The following is a 21,190-nucleotide window of genomic DNA, read 5'->3' as shown; positions in this document are numbered from 1 at the left end:
TCTGTTCCACCTCCTTGTTGAGTAGCAAAGTACTCCTCACACCAAAGATCGATCATATTCGGGGTCAGAAGAACTTGAACGGGAATGGGTTAGATGATGGCGGAAAAAAGAAATTACACGGGGAGACTGTAGGTGGGTCATGAAGCCTTTACAAAGGCTCAGCATCTGCAGCATAAGGAACGACCGGGAACGTATAAGGGATTACCGGCAGGGAGAGCGCCATCCATAGCAAATCCTTATGCAATTGCCTGAAATTACTGCAATGTGCGTTCCAAGCGTTAATGTGCTGATTTGCCGTCCGCTTTGGATTACAGAGGGCGTAAACCGTAAATATTGCCGACTGTTCTAGTAAATATTGCCGACGTTTACTGAAGCCTTAATGATAATAAGTCGACCAAACTGATGAATGGAGTGTCGAGCCCAGCAATTTCAACCCGTTTCCTTGATGCAGCGCCAAGCTGGTCTATACTTAATGAAAACACTAGACCAGCACGCACCCCGAGGAGCCGGCCATGCCAACCACCGACCCCACCACACTCGCCCTGACCGGACAGCTGCCGTTCATCCTGAGCGCCGGGGCCGTCCTGGCGCTCCCCCTCTCGTACCTTCTGCTCCGCCTCTACCGCCGTGCCCTGCTCAGGGGGATGAGCCACAGGGGTGAAAAACCGGGCGGAGGGCGGGAAGCCTCCCATGCCGAACGCGCGGGGTCGATGTCCCCCCCGGCCGGGGAATTCAGGCTCACGGTGCTCGATGCCTCACCCTCGGCAGGCACCGGGAACGGAGCCGGCTCGCTTCTGCGCCTCGCCCGGTCCTCACCCTGGCGGGCTGGCATGGTCTACGGGGCCGGCGGAGTCGTCTTCGCGGCGATTATGGCCTTCTGCTTCCTTCGCTCCAGCAACACCGAATTTCTTCCCCTGCGCTACCTGATCCTTCTCTGGGTCTTCTCATGGCCCCTCGTGCCGACCCTCGCGCTGGTGGCTGCGACAGGGAGAAAGACCAGACTTCTCCTCATGGCGGCCCACGGGGCGATTTTCGTCGCCCTGGGCGCGGTGGCCCTAGCCCGGAGCCCCGACTCATCCGTCTGGCAACTGGCGGTTCTCTGGCTCAGCACCAACCTTCCCCCTACCCTGCTTCTGCTCGTCTTCCTCATCCGCACGGTGCGGGCAGTGGGGCCGCTGGTGGTAACCTTCATGGTCATGGCCCTCACCGGCTCGAACCTGCTCCTCTCGGTGCTGGACCGCCACCAGGGGGTGTTGCGGTCCGTGGCCGAGGTGGGCTTTTCCCTGGGGCTCGGGGGGACCGGGGTCTTCTGGGCCCTCATCCTGATCGGCTTTCTCCTCTTTGCCGTTCTGGGATGGTTTGCGCTGCAGTGGATTCGCCGGCGCTACCTGGCCAAGGGGATGAACGACCAGTCCCTGATCCTGGACGCCCTTTGGCTCCTGTTCGGGATTTCCTACTCCATCGGCCTGGCCTTTGAGGGAGCAGCCTGGATTCTCTCGGGGCTGGTGGCGTTCGGGGGATACAAGGCAACAGTCCTCGCCGGGTTCCGCCTGGCTTGCGGCATCGGCGCTCCGCCCCGGAATGCCCGCCTGCTCATCCTGCGGGTCTTCTCCCTGGGAAAACGAAGCGAGGAACTTTTCGACGCGGTGACCCGGCACTGGCGCTACCTGGGCGACGTGCGGCTCATTGCCGGGCCGGACTTGGCCATGGCCACGGTGGAACCCCACGAGTTCCTCGACTTCGTGAGCGGCAGGCTCGACCGGCAGTTCATCGACGGGCCCGATGCCCTGACACGGCGGCTCAAGGAGCTGGACACCCGCCCCGATTTCGACGGCCGCTTCCGGGTGAACGATTTTTTCTGCCACGACGACACCTGGCAGATGACCCTCGCACGGCTGGTGGGGACATCGGACGTGGTGCTCATGGACCTGCGAGGATTCTCGCCCCAGAACGCCGGCTGCGCCTATGAGCTCCACGAACTGGTCGCTACCGCCCCCCTGGAGCGGGTGATCATCGCCATGGACGCAACCACCGACGCCGGCTTCCTGGAGCAGACCCTGCGCGACGCCTGGGGAGCGATGCCCGCCGGCTCGCCCAACCGCTCGGCGAAGGCCGATGCGAAGATTGTGCGGCTCCCCCCAACGGGCGACCAGGGGCTCTTCGCCCTGCTGGGGCTGCTCTGCACGGCAGCCGGGGAGGCGAACTCGAGAGCAGCCCGGTTCCGTGCAGATTCCGCCTGATCGTCTATACTTAAGGAGCTCATCGGCACAACACTCACGGAGGCCCATCCCTGACCATGGACCGCCCTTACTTCATCAGCTACTCGGCCGTCGAGGCCCGCCCCTTCGCCGAACAGCTCTGCACCGAGCTGGAAACGGGCGCGCCCCCCTTCCGCACCTGGTTCGACCGTCGCGACCTGCGGCCGGGAGACGACTGGGACCGGCAAGTGGCCGATGCCATCACCGGCTGCGCGGGGCTTCTGTTCGTCATGACGCCGGACAGCGTCGACGATCTCTCCGTCTGCAAGCCCGAGTGGGCTCGTGCTTTGAAGTGCAAGAAGCCGATCATTCCGCTCCTTCTCCGGAAGGAGGCCGAACTCCCCTTCCGGATCGCCAACCGTCAGTACGTGGATTTCACCGGTGACTTCGCCTCCGGCCTCGACCGTCTGCGGGCTCACCTGGCATGGCTCGACTCGCCGGAGGGGGTGCTCCACGGCCTCAAGGAGCGGCTGGCCGACGCCCAGCGGGACCTGCGCCGGGCTGCCGATCCGGCGGAGCAGACCCGCATCGGCGGCGAGATCGAAGAGCTGACAAGGCAGATCGAGGCCCAGAAGCGGATCGTGGCCGACCCGGAGGCAGCGGCACGCCGGGTCGAGGAAAGCATCCGCCTCGGACTGGAGCGGGAACGGCAGCCGACGCACCCGCCGCCGAAACGGGCCGGGGGGAGATTCGTCAACGCGCCGCCGGCGGTGGCCCCCAGCTACTTCCAGAACCGCTACGTGGAAACGGGGCTCGTGGCCGATTTCCTGGCGGACGATGCCCGGCGGCTCATGACCGTAGTGGGGCGGGCCGGCGTCGGCAAGACCGCCATGGTCTGCCGGACCCTGAAGGCCCTGGAGGGAGGGCAACTCCCCGACGACCGTGGCGCCATGACCGTGGACGGCATCGTCTACCTGAGCGCTGCCGGTGCCCGGCGCCTCACCCTCACCAACCTCATGGCCGATCTGGCGAAGCTTCTCCCTCCGGACGCCGCCCGCCCGCTGGAGTCTATCGCGAAGGATCCCCTCATCTCCGCCGAAGCCAGGATGCGGTCCCTTCTGGAAGCGTTCCCCGCGGGGCGGACGGTGGTCCTCCTGGACAACTTCGAGGATGCCATCAACCCGGCTACCGAGGCGATTCGCGACCGGGAACTGGACGAGGCCCTCCAGACCCTCCTGCGGACTCCCCACCACGGGATGAAGGTCATCATCACCACCCGGATCGCACCCCGGCAGCTGGCCCTGGTGGAGCCGGGTCGCCAGATGCGGCTGGAGCTGGACCATGGTCTCGAATCCCCCTATGCCGAGAACATCCTCCGGGCCATGGACGCCGACGGCACCGTAGGGCTCAAGAAGGCTCCCGATGCGCTCCTGGCCGAGGCACAGAAACGGACCCTCGGCTTCCCCCGGGCCCTGGAGGCCCTCTACGCCATCCTCTCCGCCGACCGCTACACGACCATGGCGGAGGTGCTGGGGGATGCCCGGGCGCCCCTCCCCGAAAACGTGGTGGAGGTGCTCGTGGGAGAGGCCTTCAGCCGCCTCGATCCCCTTGCCGAAAAGGTGCTTCAGGCCCTGGCCGTCTACGGCAGGCCGGTGACGCCGGTGGCGGTGGACTATCTGCTCCAGCCCCATCTCCCCGGCATCGACGCGGCACCGGTCATGAACAGGCTCGTCACCATGCATTTCGCCCGGAAAGATGCAGGCCGCTACTACCTTCACCCCGTGGACCGCTCCTACGCCCTGGCCACCATACCCGCCGACGCCCCGGGAGCGACGGCAGCGGATGAGCCGCCCCCCTTCGCGCGGTCGGCCCTCTTCAGGAGGGGAGCGGACTTCTTCAGCCTCACCCGGACCCCGCGGGAAGAGTGGCGCACCATCGACGACCTGGCACCACACCTGGCCGAGTTCGACCTCCGCTGCGCAGCCGGCGACCACGACTCGGCCGCCGCAGTCCTTCAGGAAATCGACTTCGAGTATCTCATGCTCTGGGGCTACTACCGGCTCGTGGCCCAGATGCACGAGCAGCTCCGGGGAAAACTGAACGACCCGTGGCTGCGGCAGAACAGCTGCGGCAACCTGGGAACCGCCTACTACTGGACCGGCCGCTACGCCAAGGCCATCGAAAGCTACGGCGAAGCCCTGGAAGCAGCCCGCGCCAGCGGCGACACCTGGGGCCAGAGCGCATGGACCGGCAGCCTGGCCAACTGCTATGGCGAACTGGGAGAAATCCGCCGCGCCCTCGAACTCTACGACGAGGCCCTTGCGTTGGCCCGCCAGGTGGGGACCCCCTTGGCGGAGGCCGCCCACATCAACAACCGGGGCTACTACCTGGTGGACCTGGGAGCCAGCCGGGAAGCCCTCCAATGCCACCGGCAGGCCTTCGAGCTCTCCAACCAGGGAGGCGACAGGCAGGGGAATTCCATCCATCTGGCCAACCAGGGGGCCCGCCTCAATGACCTGGGGGAGACCGACGAGGCCCTGGCCCGCTGCCGCGAAAGCCTGGCCATTGCCCGGAAAATCGGGTACCGCTACAGCGAGGTGGTGAGCCTCACCTACCTGGGGGACATCCACCGGGACCGCGGGGAGTGGAGCGAGGCTATGGCCTCCTACGGAGATGCCCTGGGTATTGCCGATGAAATCAGCAATACCCAGTTCCGTACCCTGGCCGAGTGGGGGCAGGCCTACGTCCACCTCTGCACCGGCGACCTGGCCGAGGCCGCCCGTTTAGCCGCCGAGGCCCGCATCCACGAGGTTCCCCGCACAAGCCACGGGGCCTGGGCCATCTCCGGCGTCATCGCCCTGCGCCGGGGTGAGGTGAATACGGCCCGGGAGGCCTTCGTCTCTGCTGTTGCTGCGGCAGACCTGCTGCTTTCCCGCAACGACCGGAACTCCCCGGCCCTCGACTCCCGGGGGCTGGCCCTCTGCGGGCTGGCCCTCTGCGAGGCGGACCCGGCGCACCTGGCCGCCGCCGGAGCGGCATACAGGGCCGCCCGTACCATCTGCCGCGATGTCGGGATCGTGGCCCGCAGCCTCCGCCTCTTCGACGAACTGGCCAGAGCCGATTCAGCCGGCATGCTCGGGAAAGCGCGCCCACTGGCGGCGGGAACGTACTGACAAGAGGGAAAAAACCGCCCGTGAAGCCCACGGGAAATCCACCACCGACCGTTGAACAGCAAGGAGACCGGGATGGAAGGAATCTTCATCAGCTACCGCCGGGAGGAGAGCGCCGGCCACGCCGGACGTATCTACGATCGTTTGCGGGAACGCTTCGGCAGGGACCGGGTCTTCATGGACGTCTCCGCCATCGAGCCGGGGGTGGACTTTGTGGAGGCCATCGACCGGGCCGTGGGTTCCTGCGCGGTGCTCCTGGTGATCATCGGCCGGCGGTGGCTCGACTCCACCGACAGGGCAGGCCAGCGCCGACTGGACGACCCCAAGGACTTCATCCGCCTGGAGGTGGGGACGGCCCTGCGGCGCAATATCCGGGTGATTCCGGTGTTGGTCCAGGATGCGGCCATGCCCGGCGAAGGGGACCTTCCCGACGACCTGAAGCTCCTGGCCCGCCGCAACGCCATCGAGATCAACGACACCCACTGGGACTCGGACCTGGCGCAACTGGTGGAGACTCTGGGACGAGTCCTGGGGGAGTCTGCGGCACCGGCACCGACAGGGGGGACCGGAACCAAACCTGCACAGGTGGTGCGGAAAAACCGGCTCGTCTGGCTCATCAGCTCCATCACCGCAATCGTGCTGGCGCTGGCGGGGCTCTTCACCGGCGTCGAGTCGTTGCGCAACAGCGTCGTCAGGCTGTTCAAGGGATCGCCACCCTTTACGAACACAACCGGCGCCACCGTTCCCCCCAAAGGCCAGGGGCCGGCTGAACCGGCAGTGATCACCATGCCGCGGGTCATCGGCATGGAAGAGCAGGAGGCCGTCAACACCATCCGCACCAGGGGATTGCAGCCCCAGGTGGAGCGGCGTATCTCGCCCGACGACCGCCCCGGCACGGTCTTCCACCAGGAGCCGCCGGCGGAAACAAGCATTCACGCCGGAGCGGGGGTAATCCTCCTCGTGGCCCTCCCCCCCGAACGGCCGGAAGAGCCGCAGCCTGGCGGACAACAGGAACCTCCCCTGCCGAAGTTCGTTACCGTGCCAAAGCTGGCCGGGACAACCCTTGGCAAAGCCGAGGCAGCGCTTGCAAAAGCCGGATTGACGGTGGGAGCGGTGGAGAAGCGGGAAACCGGCAAGGCAAAACCGGGCACGGTCATCGCCCAGACCCCCAAGGCCGGCGCCAAGCTGGCTCGGGGGAAGAAAGTCAGTCTCGTGGTAGCCGTCAAGCCACCCGAGCCGGAACTGGTGACGGTGCCCAACGTGGTGAAACAGCCCCTGGAACGTGCCGTGAAGATGCTGGTGGAGGCAGGACTGCGACCAGGGGCCGAGACTCCGCGGCCCACGGACCGGGCGCGCCCCGGAACGGTCCTCGACCAGAAGCTGAAGGGAGGGACCACGGTGAAGCGCGGTACGGCGGTGGACCTTCTGGTGGCCGTGCAGCCGACTGAAGGCGGTACTGCCGCAGGGCACACCGTGCTCGCCAGCGGAAACCGGAAGATTCCACAGACCTATCTCTTCGATCTGGATTCAGGGAAAATTGTCCGGGATGGGGATGCGGATTTCTGGTTCGAGGCAGTGACTGAGACGGAGCGGTACCTGACCCCCCGTAACGGTGCAGCCATCGGCTTCACCCGGGAGAAACCTTCGTACGAGAGCTGCTCCAACGTGAGGATGACGGAAAAGCGCATCCCCATCCAGAGAGTGCCTGAAAGCGCCTACGCCTGCGTCCGGACCAGCCGCGGCAACTTGTCCGCCTTCAAGCTTCTGGAGCCGGTCGGCCCCAGCCCCGGGGTCATGAAAATCCTTTTCAGCACCTGGGAGCGGGGCCGATAGCGTCGCGTCTCCGCATTGCACAGGGTCACAAATGAGGACATTATATTTCCCATGCAACAGCTACAATGGGTCTTTCTCTGGCACCCGACTCAGGAATGCCACTGATCACACCGTTGTGATAGCTGCTGAGTTTATTAGAATAATTTTTTTTGACTTCACCTGTCCAATCAGGGCATAAAGACAACACACATAATTACAACACAGCAACAATTGTGATACACGATAATACTAAACCATCCGCGAGGATGGGGCGGAAAGCCTACAGGGTCTCAAGAAGACAGCCGGGTTACCGAAAATCGCACGAGATTCGGTCCCGGCTTTTTTGTGTCCAACGTCGAAAAAGAGAATCTTTAAATATTGAAGAAGGAACACGCGTCTGAAAGGCGTCAGCTCATGCCGACCGGCAGTTGTTGAAGAAATCGGCATGACATTCAGCAGGTGGTACACGATAATACTAAACCATCCGCGAGGATGGGGCGGAAAGCCTACAGGGTCTCAAGTAGACAGCCGGGTTGCCGAAATATCACACGATATCGGCCCCGGTTTTTTTGTGCACAAAATCTCCGGGCAACAACCAGCGCACGGGAGGGACAATTCACAGATGTTCACGAAAAGCTGTATTCACAACCCAAGTAACGTGTGTTCCAAAGAGAAAGGAGTCGGTATGCAGTTTATCAGTAAAACATCGGTGTTATTCATCTTCGCCATGGCACTGGCAACATTTCAGTTCTGGAGTACAGAGGCATCTGCACAATCGTCTTATTTCACAGGCAGAGGCTGCGTCACCTGCCATAGTGCCCCAGTAGTCGCCTCCTGCAACGGGTGTCATTACCACGGCAACAGATCTTTGAAGGCCGCTACCAACAAAACTTCTTATACACCCGGCGAAACGGTGACGGTGACCCTGACCAGCGGCAGCACAAGAAGCGGTTGGATCAAGGCCATCCTCTACGACCAGAGCAATACTCAGATTGCCGTATCGAACGGCAACGCCAGCGGCATGGGCGGTTCAACTACGTTCCCGGCGGCTTTGACCGCGCCGGCACCGGCAACGCCGGGCACCTATACCTGGAAGATGGCCTACTTCGGCAACAGTGCAAATAACGGAAGTACCCACGGCGAAGTGGCCATTAGTACCAACTCATTCACCGTTGCCGCTGCGGCAGACACCACCGCTCCCGTGGTGGGCGCCTTCACGCTTCCCACAACCGCCACCAGCCTCACCGTAGCGGTCAGCTCCTTCACCGCCACCGACAACGTGGCCGTCACCGGCTACCTGATCACCACGAGCGCCACCGCGCCGGCAGCCTCCGCCACCGGCTGGACGGCCACCGCTCCGGTCAGCGTCACCGCCGTTGCCGGCAGCAACACCTTCTTCGGCTGGGCCAAGGACGCGGCCGGGAACGTATCCCTTGCCAAGAGTGCCAGCGTGACGGTCACGCTCCCCGATGCCGCCGCTCCCGTGGTCGGCGCCTTCACGCTTCCCGCAACCGCCACCACCCTCACCGTGCCGGTCAGCTCCTTCACCGCCACTGACAACGTCGGGGTCACCGGCTACCTGATCACCAAGAGCGCCACCGCGCCGGCAGCCTCCGCCACCGGCTGGACGGCCACCGCTCCGGTCAGCGTCACCGCCGTTGCCGGCAGCAACACCTTCTTCGGCTGGGCCAAGGACGCGGCCGGGAACGTATCCCTTGCCAAGAGCGCCAGCGTGACGGTCACGCTCCCCGACACCGCCGCCCCGGTGGTCGGCGCATTCACGCTTCCCGCAACTGCCACCACTCTCGCCGTGCCGGTCAGCTCCTTCACCGCCACCGACAACGTCGGGGTCACCGGCTACCTGATCACCACGAGCGCCACCGCTCCGGCCAGCGTCACCGCCGTTGCCGGCAGCAACACCTTCTACGCCTGGGCCAAGGACGCGGCCGGGAACGTATCCCTTGCCAAGAGCGCCAGCGTGACGGTCACGCTCCCCGACGCTACCGCTCCCGTGGTGGGCGCCTTCACGCTTCCCACTACCGCCACCAGCCTCACCGTGCCGGTCAGCGCCTTCACCGCCACCGACAACGTCGGGGTCACCGGCTACCTGATCACCACGAGCACCACCGCGCCGGCAGCCTCCGCCACCGGCTGGAGCGCCACCGCACCGGCCAGCGTCACCGCCGTTGCCGGCAGCAACACCTTCTACGGCTGGGCCAAGGACGCAGCGGGCAACGTATCCCTTGCCAAGAGCGCCAGCGTGACGGTTACCGTCCAGACCGCCGACACCACAAAACCGACGCTCACCATCTCCGCCCTGAACAACGGCTCATACACCAACAAAGTTACCCTCAACATCACCGGCAGCACCAGCGATGCAAGCGGTATCAAGTCCGTCACCGTCAACGGCCAGGCAATCACCGTCAATCCTGATGGTTCCTTCAGCACCGCCCTGACCCTCACCGTCGGAGCCAACACCATCACGGTCGTCTCCACAGACAACGCCGGCAACCAGCAGACTGACGCCCGCACCGTAACCTATGACCCCAATGCTCCGGTCCTCGCGGTCTCCGCACCCGCCGACAACAGCCAGAGCTCACAGTCATTCATCACAATCAGCGGCACAATCGGCGAGATCTCAACGGTAAGCGTCATCGTCAACAGCGGCAGCCCGCAATTGGCCAGCATCAGTGGCAACAGCTTCAGTGTCACCGTCAACCTGGCGCAGGGGGTCAACACCATCGCCATAACTGCGACCGACCTTGCAGGCAATGTCTCCACCGCCAAGCGGACGGTAACCTACGGCACCGCCAGCATGGCGCTTTCGGTAACCTCCCCACTCCAGGACATCACCACCAAAAATTCCTCGATTTCTCTAAAGGGAAAGGTTGTTGATCCCCTGGAAAATGTCACCGTCAAAATCACCATGGATGGTAATACCTTCACCCCTAAAGTTGAAGACAACGGTGCTTTCGAGCAGGAGCTCAAATTCACCACTCCCAAACTGTATGCCATTACGGTTACCGCGACGGATGAAGCGGGCAACAGCAGCTCGGTATACCGTAACGTAATTTTTAAGCCTGAAACCCATGATGACGACGAGCATGATGACGAGCACGACGATGATGACCATCGTTAAATCGAAGTAGTTCAAGTAAAGGGAAAAGCCACCCGGATTCGGGTGGCTTTTTTCGTCCGGGGCGCGACACCATGAGCACAACCACAGGCGTAGCAGGGTTACGTCGAGAATTGTGCGATTGAGGCGCGGCAAAAGATGGCCCACAGACGAGATGCGAGATGGGATATTGGTATATTCAGAGTCCCTTAGTATACTATCCTCGGAAGCACCTTCCTGATAAAGGAGAACGGTTTGCATTCCTTTGACGACTCGCCATACATGCCGGGCACCGGAGAATCCCCGGGTGAACGCCTTGCACGCGCCGTGCCTCTTGCCGGGACCCCAGGCCTGGCCTATGTCGTGCGGAGGGGCGTACCCACAGACATCGCCGACGCCGCTGGTGTGCGTTTCGACAGGGACTACGGCGGCCGGCCCGCGGTTCTCGTGGCAATGCGGGACAGGGAGGACAGAGTGGTGGCGGTACACGGGCGATACCTGCATGTTGTGCGCGGGGAGAACAAGATGCTCACGTTCGGGCCCGGTGGCGGCGCGGTGAGCGTACTGGGTGGCTGGCGTGCTGATCCGCTGATCCTCGTGGAGGGGCTGTTCGATGCCCTGTCGCTGGCCACCTGCGGATGGGGCTCCGTAGCGACCATCGGACGCTGGGCGCCGTGGCTGCCGGAGGTGGGGGCCGGCCGTGTGGTATGGCTCGCCTTTGATGCCAGCAGGCCGGGTGAGGCCGAGGTGGCTCGCTATACCGAACTGCTGCGCGCATCCGACCTTCGCAGGTTGCCGCCGCCACCACGGTGCAAGGACTGGAGCACGGCACTGGTGAAGCGCGGGCGCAACACCGTGACGCGCTGGGTGCGTGACCATCTTACGACAAAGGAGACACCACCGGCATGAAAGAGATTTATGTCAGCACCGATGTGGAGGTGGACGGCCCGATCCCCGGTCCCCACTCCATGCTGAGCTTCGGGTCTGCGGCGTTTATGGCCGACAAGACCCTCGTCTCAACGTTCTCGGCGAACCTGGAACTCCTGCCCGGGGCATCGGGCCATCCCGACACCATGGCATGGTGGGCTAAACATCCCGAGGCCTGGAAGGCCTGTCGCCAGGACCTTCGCGCGCCAGCTGGGGCCATGGCCGACTACGTGAAGTGGCTCGACGCACTCCCTGCCAAGCCCGTATTCGTAGGCTACCCCGCAGCCTTCGACTTCATGTTCGTCTACTGGTACCTGATGCGCTTCGCGGGCCGGAGCCCCTTCAGCTTCTCGGCGCTGGACATCAAGACCATGGCCATGGTGATGCTCGGCAAGGAGTACCAAACCATCACCAAGCGGACCATGCCCAAGCGCTGGTTCGATCCCCTCCCCCACAACCATGTGGCGCTGGACGACGCCATCGAGCAGGGTATGCTTTTCTGCAACATGCTCGCTGAGTGCCGCCGCTGAAACACCGCGAGGCCCCGCCATGACCCTCCACCTGCCGCCGGCAATCTGCTTTCGGGTCACCCGTTCCTGCAACGCCCGGTGCGGCTTCTGTCTCGCTCCACCGACCGGCGACCACCAGCCTGCCGAGGCCCTCATGCAGCGCATTGACTGGCTCCTGTCCCACGGGGTGAAGACCTTGCACTTCTGCGGCGGCGAACCAACCATCCACCCGGCCCTCCCGCAACTGCTCGCCCATGCCCATGCACGGGGGGCCAAAACGAAGCTCACCACCAACGCCATCACGATCGCCGATGCGTTGTTGCCGCTCCTCCGGGCAACAGGCACCCAGGTCAAGGTCAGTCTCCACGGCGACCGTGAACACCACAACAGCATCGTCGGCGTTGATGCCTTCGACCACACCACCGGCAATCTCAGCCGTCTCATTGCAGCCGGCGTTCCCACATCGGTCCAGACCACCGTCATAGCGGGGGGCACATGGGTCGTGGAGTGGATGATCGCCTTCTGCCTGGAGCGCAGGGTGCGACGGCTGAGCATCCTCCCCTTCATCCCGCGCGGCAACGGCTTCGAACGTCAAGACGAGTTTGGGCTGCGACAATCCCAGCGCCGGGAGCTGCATGAACTCGTAACCGCGAAACGACGCGCCCTCAGCAATCGACTCGATATCCGGTGGCTGGACTTCACCGCCCGGCCCGTCCATGTGGTCGAACCTGGCGGGGACGTGGTTCTCGAAGGCGCGACAGGAACAAACGACAAGGTGCTCTGTCGCATCCCCGCACCTCTTGCTTGATGCAATCACAAGGTTTTGTGATGCTTTCCCCGGCAGGAGCAAAGAGCTGGGTTCTGATACCGCCACCCGCCCCTTTTGACAAACCCGAAACCGACAGTACACTTTGTTCATTAGAACATCGACCAACCCCGCCCCTCTCCCTCCTCCGGCGGAGACGTTTGCTTCCGTTTGCCAACCACCCGTAATACTGCGATGACCAACGTGCGGAACGCCAAGGAGGGCACGCATGAAGACTCCCCGCCTCTCGTTCGAAAAGCTCACGGAACTCCGTCTTCCCCGGCTCGACCCCGCTGAGCTGTCGCTGGCGGCGATACGCCGCGACCCGAAGTCCGCCACCTTCGACTGGCTCGGCGCGGCGGAGGAACTCCTCCTCGGTGCACGGGCCACGCGTACTACGGCGGCTGCGCCGAAACCGGTGGCGAAGGGGCCGCCGCCGAAGTTCATCACCGTCGGCCCCTTCGCACTGGTTTACGACCAACTCCAGCTGACTCTTCAGGAACAGGGGGTCAACCAGTTCTGGCACCTGGAGGCCGGCTGGTTAGGCGGCACCCCTACCCTGACGGTGACGCAGAAGAACGGCGGTGTGGATATCGCCCTGGCCGGCGCCTTCTACCCCGGCACCTCGATTCCTGCGTCCCTCAGGGCTGCGATCCGCCTTGTCGACGGCACCTGGACCCTTCGGCTCCGGCTCAAGTACGGGAGCTTCGACGCCACCCTCCCTCTCTCCCCGTGGCTTGCGCGGACGCAACTGGCCCTGTCGCCGGTCCATCTGGACCTGGAATGCTCTCCGCTGGGTCCGGCCTCGGCGTTGGCGGCCAAAGGGGCGGGCATCGCCGCCTTCACGCCGGACTGGCTCCTGGCGACCTTCTCCATTGACGGTTTCCGCCTCCCCGGCTTCGAGCAGAACATCTCCGCCGACGTGGCGCTCGTGGCGCTCCTCCCCCCCGGCGCCCCGGCGGCCTTCCTCCCGAACACCCTTCGACGCACGAACATCCTCTTCGCCTCCGACAGCCAGTTCCCCCTCCAGCCGGAGTTCGCGGCCTCCGCCCCAACCATCCACCTGGGGTCGTTCCGCTTCGACGGCCTCTCCCTGGAGACGGCGCTCCTCCCCACCGACCAGGCCATCCGGTTCCTCTTCGCCCAGTCGGTGGCCGACCCGACCCTGGCGGGGCTCGAAACCGGCGGCGGCCTCCGGGGGAGCGACGGGGAGCCGTTCCGGATTCCGCTGCGCAACCCGCGCTACGGCCAGCTCTTCGACGACAGCCGGCAGCGGACCGCCGCCGGCCTCGTGGCCCAGGTGGACGAGTCACCCTTCTGGCTCCACAGCCAGGGGGTGAGCCTGCTGCTGGCACAGTCCCGCCAGGCCCCCTTCGCCGGCATCGTCCAGGCGGGGAGTTCGCCTCCTGTCATGGTCTGCCGTCTGAGCCTCATGAAGAGCGCCCCCCGGGTGGAGGGGATGCTGGTCCGCCCCGAGCCGGCGCCGCCACGCTCAGAGGTCCTCGTCACCTGGCGGCCCCTGGGCACCCTCCAGCCCACCTTCGGCCACGTGGAGATCGACGGGGCGGCCGGCACCGCCACGGTGCGCCTCCCCCGCAACACCTCCCTGGCCGTGGTCCGGCGCGACGACTTCCTCCACCTGGGGTACCGGTGGACCAACCTGCGGCTCGTGACCGAGGGGACGACGCGGCGCCTCCAGCCCCTGACCACGGGCGCCTCCTACCTGGCGGTGGTCTTCCCACCCCAGAGCATCGGCGAGGAGACCTTCTTCGAGGCGGACCCCAGCTACAAGGTGAGCGATTCGGACATGCCGGCATCCCAGCAGGCGGATCAGGGGCCGAGCATCCCCAACCCGCCGTCGCCGCCGGTGAAGGCCCTCATGGCCAAGCCGAGCCGCCTGGTCTTCACCCTCCCCCAGGGGGATCAGACGTTTCTCCTGAACGGCGCGACCATCCTCGACTGGCACCCCCTCACCCCGTCCCTGGCCCCCACGGCCCTGCCGGGGTCGGTGCGGCTCAAGCTGGCCGATCGCCCCCCCATCATCCTCCCCGGTCCGGACATCGTCTTCAGGGCTGCAACGCCCCTCTCGAACCGGGCCACGCCGGTGCGGCGGGCAACGGCACCCCCCGCGCGCAAGACGGTCCTCGGAAACCTCCGTCCCATCGACACCATCACCAATGTTCCGTGGATGTTCCTGAAACCGGCCCCCCCTTCGGCCACCACGACCCAGATCGAGCTCCCCTTCCGCCTGCTCCTCTCCCCCAACCGGTACGGCACCTGGGTCCACGCCAACGCCCCGGTGACCCGGGACGGCCGGACCGAGCTCTGGCACACCCGGCTGGCGGTGAGGTCGGGCGAGTCGATCACCGAGGAGCCCCACCAGTACCGGACCGTGCGGGCCATCTGGTCCCGGGACCACGACATCCCCACCGACTTCGACAAGCCGTTCCTGATGCCCCTGGACCAGGACGACCGGCGGCAGCTGGTGGACCTGACCGCCGACTTCACCATCGGCACGCCGACCCCGGTGACCATCAACAAGCTGATGCTCTCCTCCCTGGGGGGATGGCTCGACAGCGACCTGCGGCTGAAACCGCCGGCGGGATACTCCGTGGAGCAGTGGCGGCACCGGGCCACCCAGGGGCGCGACCACTTCGTGCGGGTGGTCTACAAGGGATTCCTCTTCCACTGCGGCAACCGGGCGTCCCTGGTGAAGATCAGCGAGCGGAAGGTGGAGCTCTCCCCCACCGGCGACCCGGTGGCGTACATCCGGCAGCGGATGTTCATCATCGTCAGGGAGCCGGAGCGGGCCTTCGGCGGCAGCATCTACACCCACGACGGCCGCGAAATCCACCTCCGGCGCATCCGGATCACGACGCTCGTCACCCCCAACCTGAACCCGCCCCAGGAATCCCCCCTGGGCGCCGATCCGGGACAGCGCCGCCTTCTGGCCCCGGGTGGGGCCCGGCGACTTCCTCTTCCACCTGAAGGGGTGGGACTGGGAGGGGCGCGAGGTGGACTTCGTGATGCCCCTGGCCTTTGTCCGCTCCGACATGCTCGACAACGCCGCCGAGATCAAGGTGGCGGTGGATGCCTACAACGCCCCCAAGGAGAAGGACCGGCGGAAGGCTTACCTCGGCGGCCAGCAGGTGGCCTTTGCCGATGCGGCGGGATACGCCGGCAAAACCACCTTCGACACGGAGTCCGTGAGCTTCCTGGCCCTTGTCCCGGCCGACGGCACCCGGGAGCCCCCCTGCTGCCCGAAGATGGACCAGGCCCAGGTTGCCATCGCAGCCCTGCGGCAGATGACCGGCAGCAACGACCCGGCTACGATCGAGCTGGCCCCGCGCTACCTGGAGCACGGTTTCGACCCGGTGAAGAACAAGGCAGGGCTCTTCGCCCGGGTGCCGGCCATGCTCCCGGCCCCCTCCCTGGACTACACGGCCGGCAAGAGCTCCGACCGCTCCGGCGGCGTCGCCACCCCGAGCATGGTGATCCGCGGGCTCTCCCGGGAGCTGGGAACCGTGGGGGACACGGCCGACAGCTTCGCCGAGGGAAACTTCAACCCGGCCCAGTTCTTCGCCGGCCTCGACGCCCAGCTTCTGGGGGGGATCACCCTCGCCAGCATCCTCGACACCCTGATCCCCGGCGACTTCCTGGCCCAGGCGCCGAAGCTCGTCACCGCCAACAGCGCCACCGAGATCACCACGACCCTCCACTGGGAGACCACGAAGCTCAAGGCCAGCGGCCCCTTCGTGAAGGGAGCCGCCTCGAAGCTCACCCTCGACAGCGTCCTCAGGACCCCCAAGGCGGGGGGCGCAAAAACCTTCCAGCTGACGGGAAAAATCGTCGACTTCACCATCAACCTGGCCCAGGTTGTCGAGGTGAAGTTCGACGAATTCTCCTTCACTTCCGTGGACGGGAAGAAGCCGGACGTCCACGTGGATATCACCGACATCGCCTTCACCGGCGCCCTGGAGTTCGTGAACACCCTGCGCGACTACCTGGAGCCGGCCAACTTCGCCGATCCCCCCTTCCTGGACGTGACTCCCCAGGGGATCACCGCCGGCTACTCCCTCACCATCCCTGCGGTCTCCGTGGGGGTGTTCTCCATCGCCAACATCGCCCTCGGCGCCCGGCTCACCCTCCCCTTCACCGGCGAGCCGATGCGGCTGCGGTTCAACCTCTCGGAGCGCCAGAGCCCCTTCACCGTGTCGGTGGCACCCTTCGGCGGCGGCGGGTTCTTCGCCCTGGCCGTGGGGATGGACGGGGTGGAGACCCTGGAGGCCTCCCTGGAGTTCGGCGGCTGCGTGGCCATCGACCTGGGGGTGGCCAGCGGCGGCATCTCCCTCATGGCCGGCATATACCTGAAGATCGAGGTGACCAGCAACCATTCGCAGCTGACCGGCTACGTGCGGGCCAACGGCGCCCTGGAGGTCATCGGCCTCATCACCGTATCGATCGAGTTCTACCTGGGGCTCGACTACGACTTCGGCGCCGGCAAGGCGTGGGGCGAGTGCCGGGTGTCGGTGAAGGTGGAGGTGCTCCTCTTCAGCGCCAGCGTCACCGTCACCATGCGGAAACAGTTCGCCGGCTCCAGCGGAGATCCGCCATTCGGCATCATGATGCCCCAGCCGCGCTGGACCGCCTACGCCGCGGCGTTTGCCTGAAAAAAGCATCAACCCCCTCCCCTGGCGGGAGGGGGCAGGGGGGAGGGGGAAGCCGCATATCGCAGTGAATAACCCAACTTCCCCCCCACCCCACCCTCCCCCGCCAGGGGGGAGGGAATTTTCTTAAAGTTTGAATCTCCGAGAGGGATACTGATATGAAACAGACACTACTTTGGACCGCCCTTCCCAAGGGAATCAGCGCTGACGGCAAAAACCTCCTCCTGTCGGTGATGGTATCGCCCCGGCTCGACACGGGCGGACCGCTCCTGAAGCTCAGCGCCTTTCCCGCCTTCACCAACTGGCCGGCCCAGCCCCTGCAGCTCTCCATCCAGTTCAACGGCCAGGCGCCGGTGGCGGCAACCATCATCCCGTCGGGAGCCGACCCTGCCCTCTGGCAGGCCCTTTTCCCGCCGGAGGAAACCACGGTCCGCTCCTTCGTCCCGGCGGACCAGTCCAAGCAGCTCATCCACTCGTACCCAGTGGCCAACGTGGTGGAGCACCTGCGCAAGCTCTACGCCGCCGTGGGGGTCGCCTCCCCCACCGACCTTCCCCTGATCGCCGAGTTGGCCCAGAAGGGGGCCACCCTGGTCCGGACCGTGGAGGGACAGGGGCGTGAGTGGTTGAACCTGGACGACCACCTGGAGCAGGACCTCCTGGGGCGGTACAAGAAGCTCAAGACCACGGCCCTCCCGCCGGGGCCGCCGGAGCCGGCCATGGACTTCTTCCGGGCCAAGCACTTCCACCGCTTCAAGGGGGGAAAGCGCGACAACCCGGTGCCGGTGCCGGACTTCGACTTCCACGAGGCCGTGGCAATGCTCGGGAACCACCCGCTCCTCCTGCGGCGGCTGGGGCTCGTGATCGAGGTGAGCGTCCCCCTGGCCGGCCAGCCCGCCAGCGGCACCGTCCAGGTGGCGGAGGTCCACCATCAGTTCGCCGGCGACGACCAGCCCCTTCGGGTCCGCTACCTCCTCGACACGGCGAAGAAGCGCTTCCTCCCCGCGCCGAAGGCCGCGTCGGACTTGGCGGACGGCTGGCTGCGGCTCGGCACGCCCGACTTCAGCATCCAGCAGGTGGACGCGGACGGCGCGGCCCTGAAGGCCATCGACTACGCCAACCAGCTCCAGATGCGCCAGCAGGGAAGGCTCAAGACCCTCGACTCCCCCCAGGACGACGGCCTCCCGGCCCTGCGGGCCGGCGGGGTCTCGGTGCTCCGGACCGGCCGGGCGGTGCGGCTGGCCAACACCTTCAAGACCGTGACCCAGGCCAACACGACCCTCAATCCCCAGAACCCGCCGGAGCTCTGGGCCGATGACGTGACCGGCGGCTTCCGGGTGGACGTGCAGGACGCCGCCGGCGCCTGGCGCTCCCTCTGCCGGCGCGGCATCACCTACCGGGTGGGGCGGCTCGCCGGACCTCAGGCCACCATCACCGCCGCAGACGAGGGGACCGTCACCGCCGCCGCCATGCAGGACGTGGACCCCACCAGGAACGACTTCTATCTCCACGAGGCCCTCTTCCACTGGGACGGCTGGAGCCTCGTGGCCCCGCGGCCCGGCGAGGCGATCCAGAACGACGGCCTGAGCCACGGCGAGAACCTGGGGCCCGACGGCAAGGCCAGAAACCCCTCGTCGACGTCGCTGAACCTGGAGATCACGGCCGAGCCGACCCCCAAATCCCTCCCCCGGCTCCGCTTCGGTGGAAATTATCGAATCCGGGCCCGGGCCGTGGACGTGGCCGGCAACAGCCTCCCCTTCGATTCCACCGACGCCTCCCAGGCCTCGCCGCCGGTCACCTACCGCCGCTTCGAGCCCGTGGAGGCGCCGACGGTGGCCATCGTCTCCGCCGTCCCCCTCTCGAATCTGCCGGGGGAATCGACGGCGCGCCTCGTCATCCGGAGCTACAACGACACCCCCGCCGACGACGGCGTCCTCTCCCCCGAGACGTCGGAGCGGCTCCTCCTCCCTCCCCGGACCGCCGTGGCCACCATCGAGCAGTACGGCCTCCTGGACACCCCCACGGGAGTGGACGCCACCCCGGCCACCTGGAACCTCCTGGCCACGAAGGACGCGGCGACCATCCCGGAGGTGTACCCGAACCCCGCCGCGCTCCCGGCCGAGGTCCCCTACCTGGCCGACCCCTTTGCCAGCGCCGCGGTCCTGCGGGGGCTCCCCGGCACGGCGCCGGAATCGGCCCAGGCCGTCACCTTCGACGCAGCCCCCGGCTGGTGGCAGGGGAAACCGTTCCGCATCGCCGTCATCGAGGGGAACGGCCCCCCCTCCTGGGACGCCACGGAGCGCATCCTCACCGTGGAGCTCCCCAAGGCCGCCGTGGCCAGGGTGCGCCTCAGCTCCCGGGTCACTCCCGCCGACCTGGAGAAGCTCGCCGTCTGGAAGTGGATCGAGGAGGAGGCCTTTGACAACGATGACCGGGCGCGGCTGAAGCAGCTGGCCCTGGACGGGCTCCACTGGATGCTCACCCCCTTCCGGGAGCTGACCCTGGTCCACGCAGTGCAGCAGCCCCTGGCGCCGCCGGTCATCGAGGCCCTCAATCCCCGGAAAGCCGCCTTGGGGGACACCTTCGCCACCGTGGAAGGGGCCGTGGGGGTCCACGCCCCGAGCACCGGCAAGGTGGACCTCCTGGCCCGCTGGAGCGAGCCCACCGGCATCGGCTTCGCCCGCAAAAACGGCGAATCCCACGCCTTCGACCTCCCCGTGGCCTCGCCGGACTCCCCGTCGGTGCCGTGGGGGGACCGGCGCCACGAATTCGGCGACACCAAATACCGCGCGGTCGGCTACTACGCCACCGCCACCACCCGGTTCCGGGACTACTTCGACCCCACCCTCACCACCGACGACCTGACCCGGCCGCCGCAAGCCGAGCTTCCCCCCGCTTCCGACACCCACCTCTTCGAGGCGGAAGTGCTCAACTCGGCCCGCCCCCTGGCGCCGAACCTCCTCTACGTGGTCCCCACCTTCGGCTGGGAGGCGGGCGAGGACGACCGGGGAACCTTCAGCCGCCGCACCGGCGGCCTGCGCCTCTACCTGGAGGAGCCCTGGTTCTCCTCCGGCGACGGGGAGCTCCTGGGGGTGGTGATGTGGCCCGGCGAGCGGGACTGGTGCATCACCGGCAAGCCGATCCGCGACACCTTCGTGCGGATCGAGGTGCCCGACGAGCTGAAACCCTACGCCAGCCAGTGGGGGCGCGACCCCATCTGGCTCTCGGGCCCCACCCAGCAGGTGCCGTCGCTCCAGAACTTCACCAGGGCCGTGGCGGTGCAGACCTCCCTCACCATCGAGGAGCGCCCCGACGCCCTGGTGGCCGTGGCGGGCCACGAGGTGGGGTACGACGAGGAGCGCCACCTCTTCTACTGCGACATGGACATCGACGCCGGCGACTCCTACTACCCCTTCGTGCGGCTGGCCCTGGTCCGCTACCAGCCGAAATCCATCGGCAAGGCGGAGCTCTCCCGGGTGGTGCTGGCCGACTTCGCCCAGTTCGCCCCGGACCGGATCTGCTGGGTGGCCCGGGACGCCGCCGACCCGGCGACACTCCGGATCACCGTCTCCGGCACCGGCTACCGGCGCAACGCCTCCTTCAACTGCGCGAGCGAGATCGAGGCCCGGCTGGAGCGGTGGCTCGGCCCCGGTGAAGGGGATATGGGGTGGGTGCCGGTCTCCATCGCGCCGGTCACCCTCTTCAACGCCCAGGCCCTCAAGACCCTCTCTGTCTGGGAAGGAACCATCACCCTTCCCGTCGATGATCCCGATGCCTGCTTCCGGGTGGTGGTGGAGGAGTACGAGGCGTTCCTCGGCGACGTCCCCGAAGCGGGGCTCACCGAGCGGTTCGGCTCGGGACGGGAGCGGCGGCTGGTTTATTCGGATGCGGTGGAAGTGAATGTGGTGTGAAAGTGAGGGGTTCTGTCTGTGATGTAGTGTAAAACTGCCATCAAGGATGAGAATGCGGATATTGATGCTTGACACCAAG

At 66.0% G+C, this 21,190-nt stretch carries 14 protein-coding genes and 2 riboswitches; of the genes, 9 read left to right on the top strand and 5 right to left on the bottom strand.

The window, feature by feature from the left end; translation table 11 throughout:
* The first annotated feature begins 512 nt into the window (after positions 1-512).
* From RCH91_RS00435 to RCH91_RS00405, 7 genes are all read left to right on the top strand, one after another.
* On the top strand, positions 513-2,240 hold the full coding sequence (locus tag RCH91_RS00435; RefSeq protein ID WP_306532537.1) for a hypothetical protein: 1,728 nt from the start codon (positions 513-515) through the stop codon (positions 2,238-2,240).
* A 56-nt stretch (positions 2,241-2,296) separates the two neighbouring features.
* The gene (locus RCH91_RS00430; protein WP_306532536.1) at positions 2,297-5,371 is read left to right on the top strand and encodes a tetratricopeptide repeat protein; all 3,075 of its coding nucleotides are present in this window, start codon (positions 2,297-2,299) and stop codon (positions 5,369-5,371) included.
* A 72-nt stretch (positions 5,372-5,443) separates the two neighbouring features.
* Entirely contained in the window at positions 5,444-7,201 is a 1,758-nt protein-coding gene (locus RCH91_RS00425) for a PASTA domain-containing protein (RefSeq protein WP_306532535.1), read from the top strand.
* A gap of 217 nt (positions 7,202-7,418) precedes the next feature.
* Positions 7,419-7,495: riboswitch (cyclic di-GMP riboswitch) on the top strand.
* A gap of 149 nt (positions 7,496-7,644) precedes the next feature.
* A riboswitch (cyclic di-GMP riboswitch) is annotated at positions 7,645-7,721 on the top strand.
* Between the two features lie 372 nt (positions 7,722-8,093).
* On the top strand, positions 8,094-10,319 hold the full coding sequence (locus RCH91_RS00420) for a hypothetical protein (RefSeq protein ID WP_306532534.1): 2,226 nt from the start codon (positions 8,094-8,096) through the stop codon (positions 10,317-10,319).
* Between the two features lie 450 nt (positions 10,320-10,769).
* The gene (locus tag RCH91_RS00415) at positions 10,770-11,204 is read left to right on the top strand and encodes a toprim domain-containing protein (protein ID WP_306532533.1); all 435 of its coding nucleotides are present in this window, start codon (positions 10,770-10,772) and stop codon (positions 11,202-11,204) included.
* Positions 11,201-11,752: a 3'-5' exoribonuclease domain-containing protein gene (locus RCH91_RS00410; protein ID WP_306532532.1), complete on the top strand. Its 552-nt coding sequence runs from the start codon at positions 11,201-11,203 to the stop codon at positions 11,750-11,752. The genes RCH91_RS00415 and RCH91_RS00410 overlap by 4 nt, the downstream gene beginning before the upstream one ends.
* Positions 11,753-11,771: 19 nt before the next feature.
* On the top strand, positions 11,772-12,539 hold the full coding sequence (locus RCH91_RS00405; RefSeq protein WP_306532531.1) for a radical SAM protein: 768 nt from the start codon (positions 11,772-11,774) through the stop codon (positions 12,537-12,539).
* 538 nt (positions 12,540-13,077) lie between these two features.
* Here RCH91_RS00405 and RCH91_RS00400 read toward each other — a convergent pair.
* From RCH91_RS00400 to RCH91_RS00380, 5 genes are all read right to left on the bottom strand, one after another.
* Positions 13,078-13,599, bottom strand: a complete 522-nt coding sequence (locus RCH91_RS00400) for a hypothetical protein (protein WP_306532530.1) — start codon at positions 13,597-13,599, stop codon at positions 13,078-13,080.
* 179 nt (positions 13,600-13,778) lie between these two features.
* The gene (locus RCH91_RS00395; RefSeq protein WP_306532528.1) at positions 13,779-14,045 is read right to left on the bottom strand and encodes a hypothetical protein; all 267 of its coding nucleotides are present in this window, start codon (positions 14,043-14,045) and stop codon (positions 13,779-13,781) included.
* Complete coding sequence (locus RCH91_RS00390) at positions 14,029-14,502, bottom strand: hypothetical protein (RefSeq protein WP_306532527.1); 474 nt, start codon at positions 14,500-14,502, stop codon at positions 14,029-14,031. The genes RCH91_RS00395 and RCH91_RS00390 overlap by 17 nt, the downstream gene beginning before the upstream one ends.
* Positions 14,460-15,173: a hypothetical protein gene (locus RCH91_RS00385; protein ID WP_306532526.1), complete on the bottom strand. Its 714-nt coding sequence runs from the start codon at positions 15,171-15,173 to the stop codon at positions 14,460-14,462. The genes RCH91_RS00390 and RCH91_RS00385 overlap by 43 nt, the downstream gene beginning before the upstream one ends.
* Before the next feature lie 30 nt (positions 15,174-15,203).
* Entirely contained in the window at positions 15,204-15,362 is a 159-nt protein-coding gene (locus RCH91_RS00380) for a hypothetical protein (RefSeq protein ID WP_306532525.1), read from the bottom strand.
* 131 nt (positions 15,363-15,493) lie between these two features.
* Here RCH91_RS00380 and RCH91_RS00375 point away from each other — a divergent pair, with 131 nt between their 5' ends.
* Both RCH91_RS00375 and RCH91_RS00370 read left to right on the top strand, forming a co-directional pair.
* Positions 15,494-17,206: a hypothetical protein gene (locus tag RCH91_RS00375; protein ID WP_306532524.1), complete on the top strand. Its 1,713-nt coding sequence runs from the start codon at positions 15,494-15,496 to the stop codon at positions 17,204-17,206.
* 155 nt (positions 17,207-17,361) lie between these two features.
* A complete protein-coding gene (locus RCH91_RS00370; protein ID WP_306532523.1) occupies positions 17,362-21,111 on the top strand; it encodes a hypothetical protein in 3,750 nt (1,249 codons plus the stop codon).
* Positions 21,112-21,190 lie beyond the last annotated feature (79 nt).

This window comes from Geobacter sp. (genome assembly GCF_030834625.1).
GTDB lineage: Bacteria > Desulfobacterota > Desulfuromonadia > Geobacterales > Geobacteraceae > Geobacter.
This window is presented reverse-complemented; position numbering and strand designations above follow the sequence as displayed.

Bases quoted from the DNA above. Each gene is read 5' to 3' on its own strand.
- RCH91_RS00410 (WP_306532532.1), top strand. From the start codon at position 11,201: ATGAAAGAGATTTATGTCAGCACCGATGTGGAGGTGGACGGCCCGATC.
- RCH91_RS00430 (WP_306532536.1), top strand. From the start codon at position 2,297: ATGGACCGCCCTTACTTCATCAGCTACTCGGCCGTCGAGGCCCGCCCC.
- RCH91_RS00380 (WP_306532525.1), bottom strand. From the start codon at position 15,362: ATGCTGCCGCCGAAGGCCCGCTCCGGCTCCCTGACGATGATGAACATC.
- RCH91_RS00435 (WP_306532537.1), top strand. From the start codon at position 513: ATGCCAACCACCGACCCCACCACACTCGCCCTGACCGGACAGCTGCCG.
- RCH91_RS00370 (WP_306532523.1), top strand. From the start codon at position 17,362: ATGAAACAGACACTACTTTGGACCGCCCTTCCCAAGGGAATCAGCGCT.
- RCH91_RS00425 (WP_306532535.1), top strand. From the start codon at position 5,444: ATGGAAGGAATCTTCATCAGCTACCGCCGGGAGGAGAGCGCCGGCCAC.
- RCH91_RS00405 (WP_306532531.1), top strand. From the start codon at position 11,772: ATGACCCTCCACCTGCCGCCGGCAATCTGCTTTCGGGTCACCCGTTCC.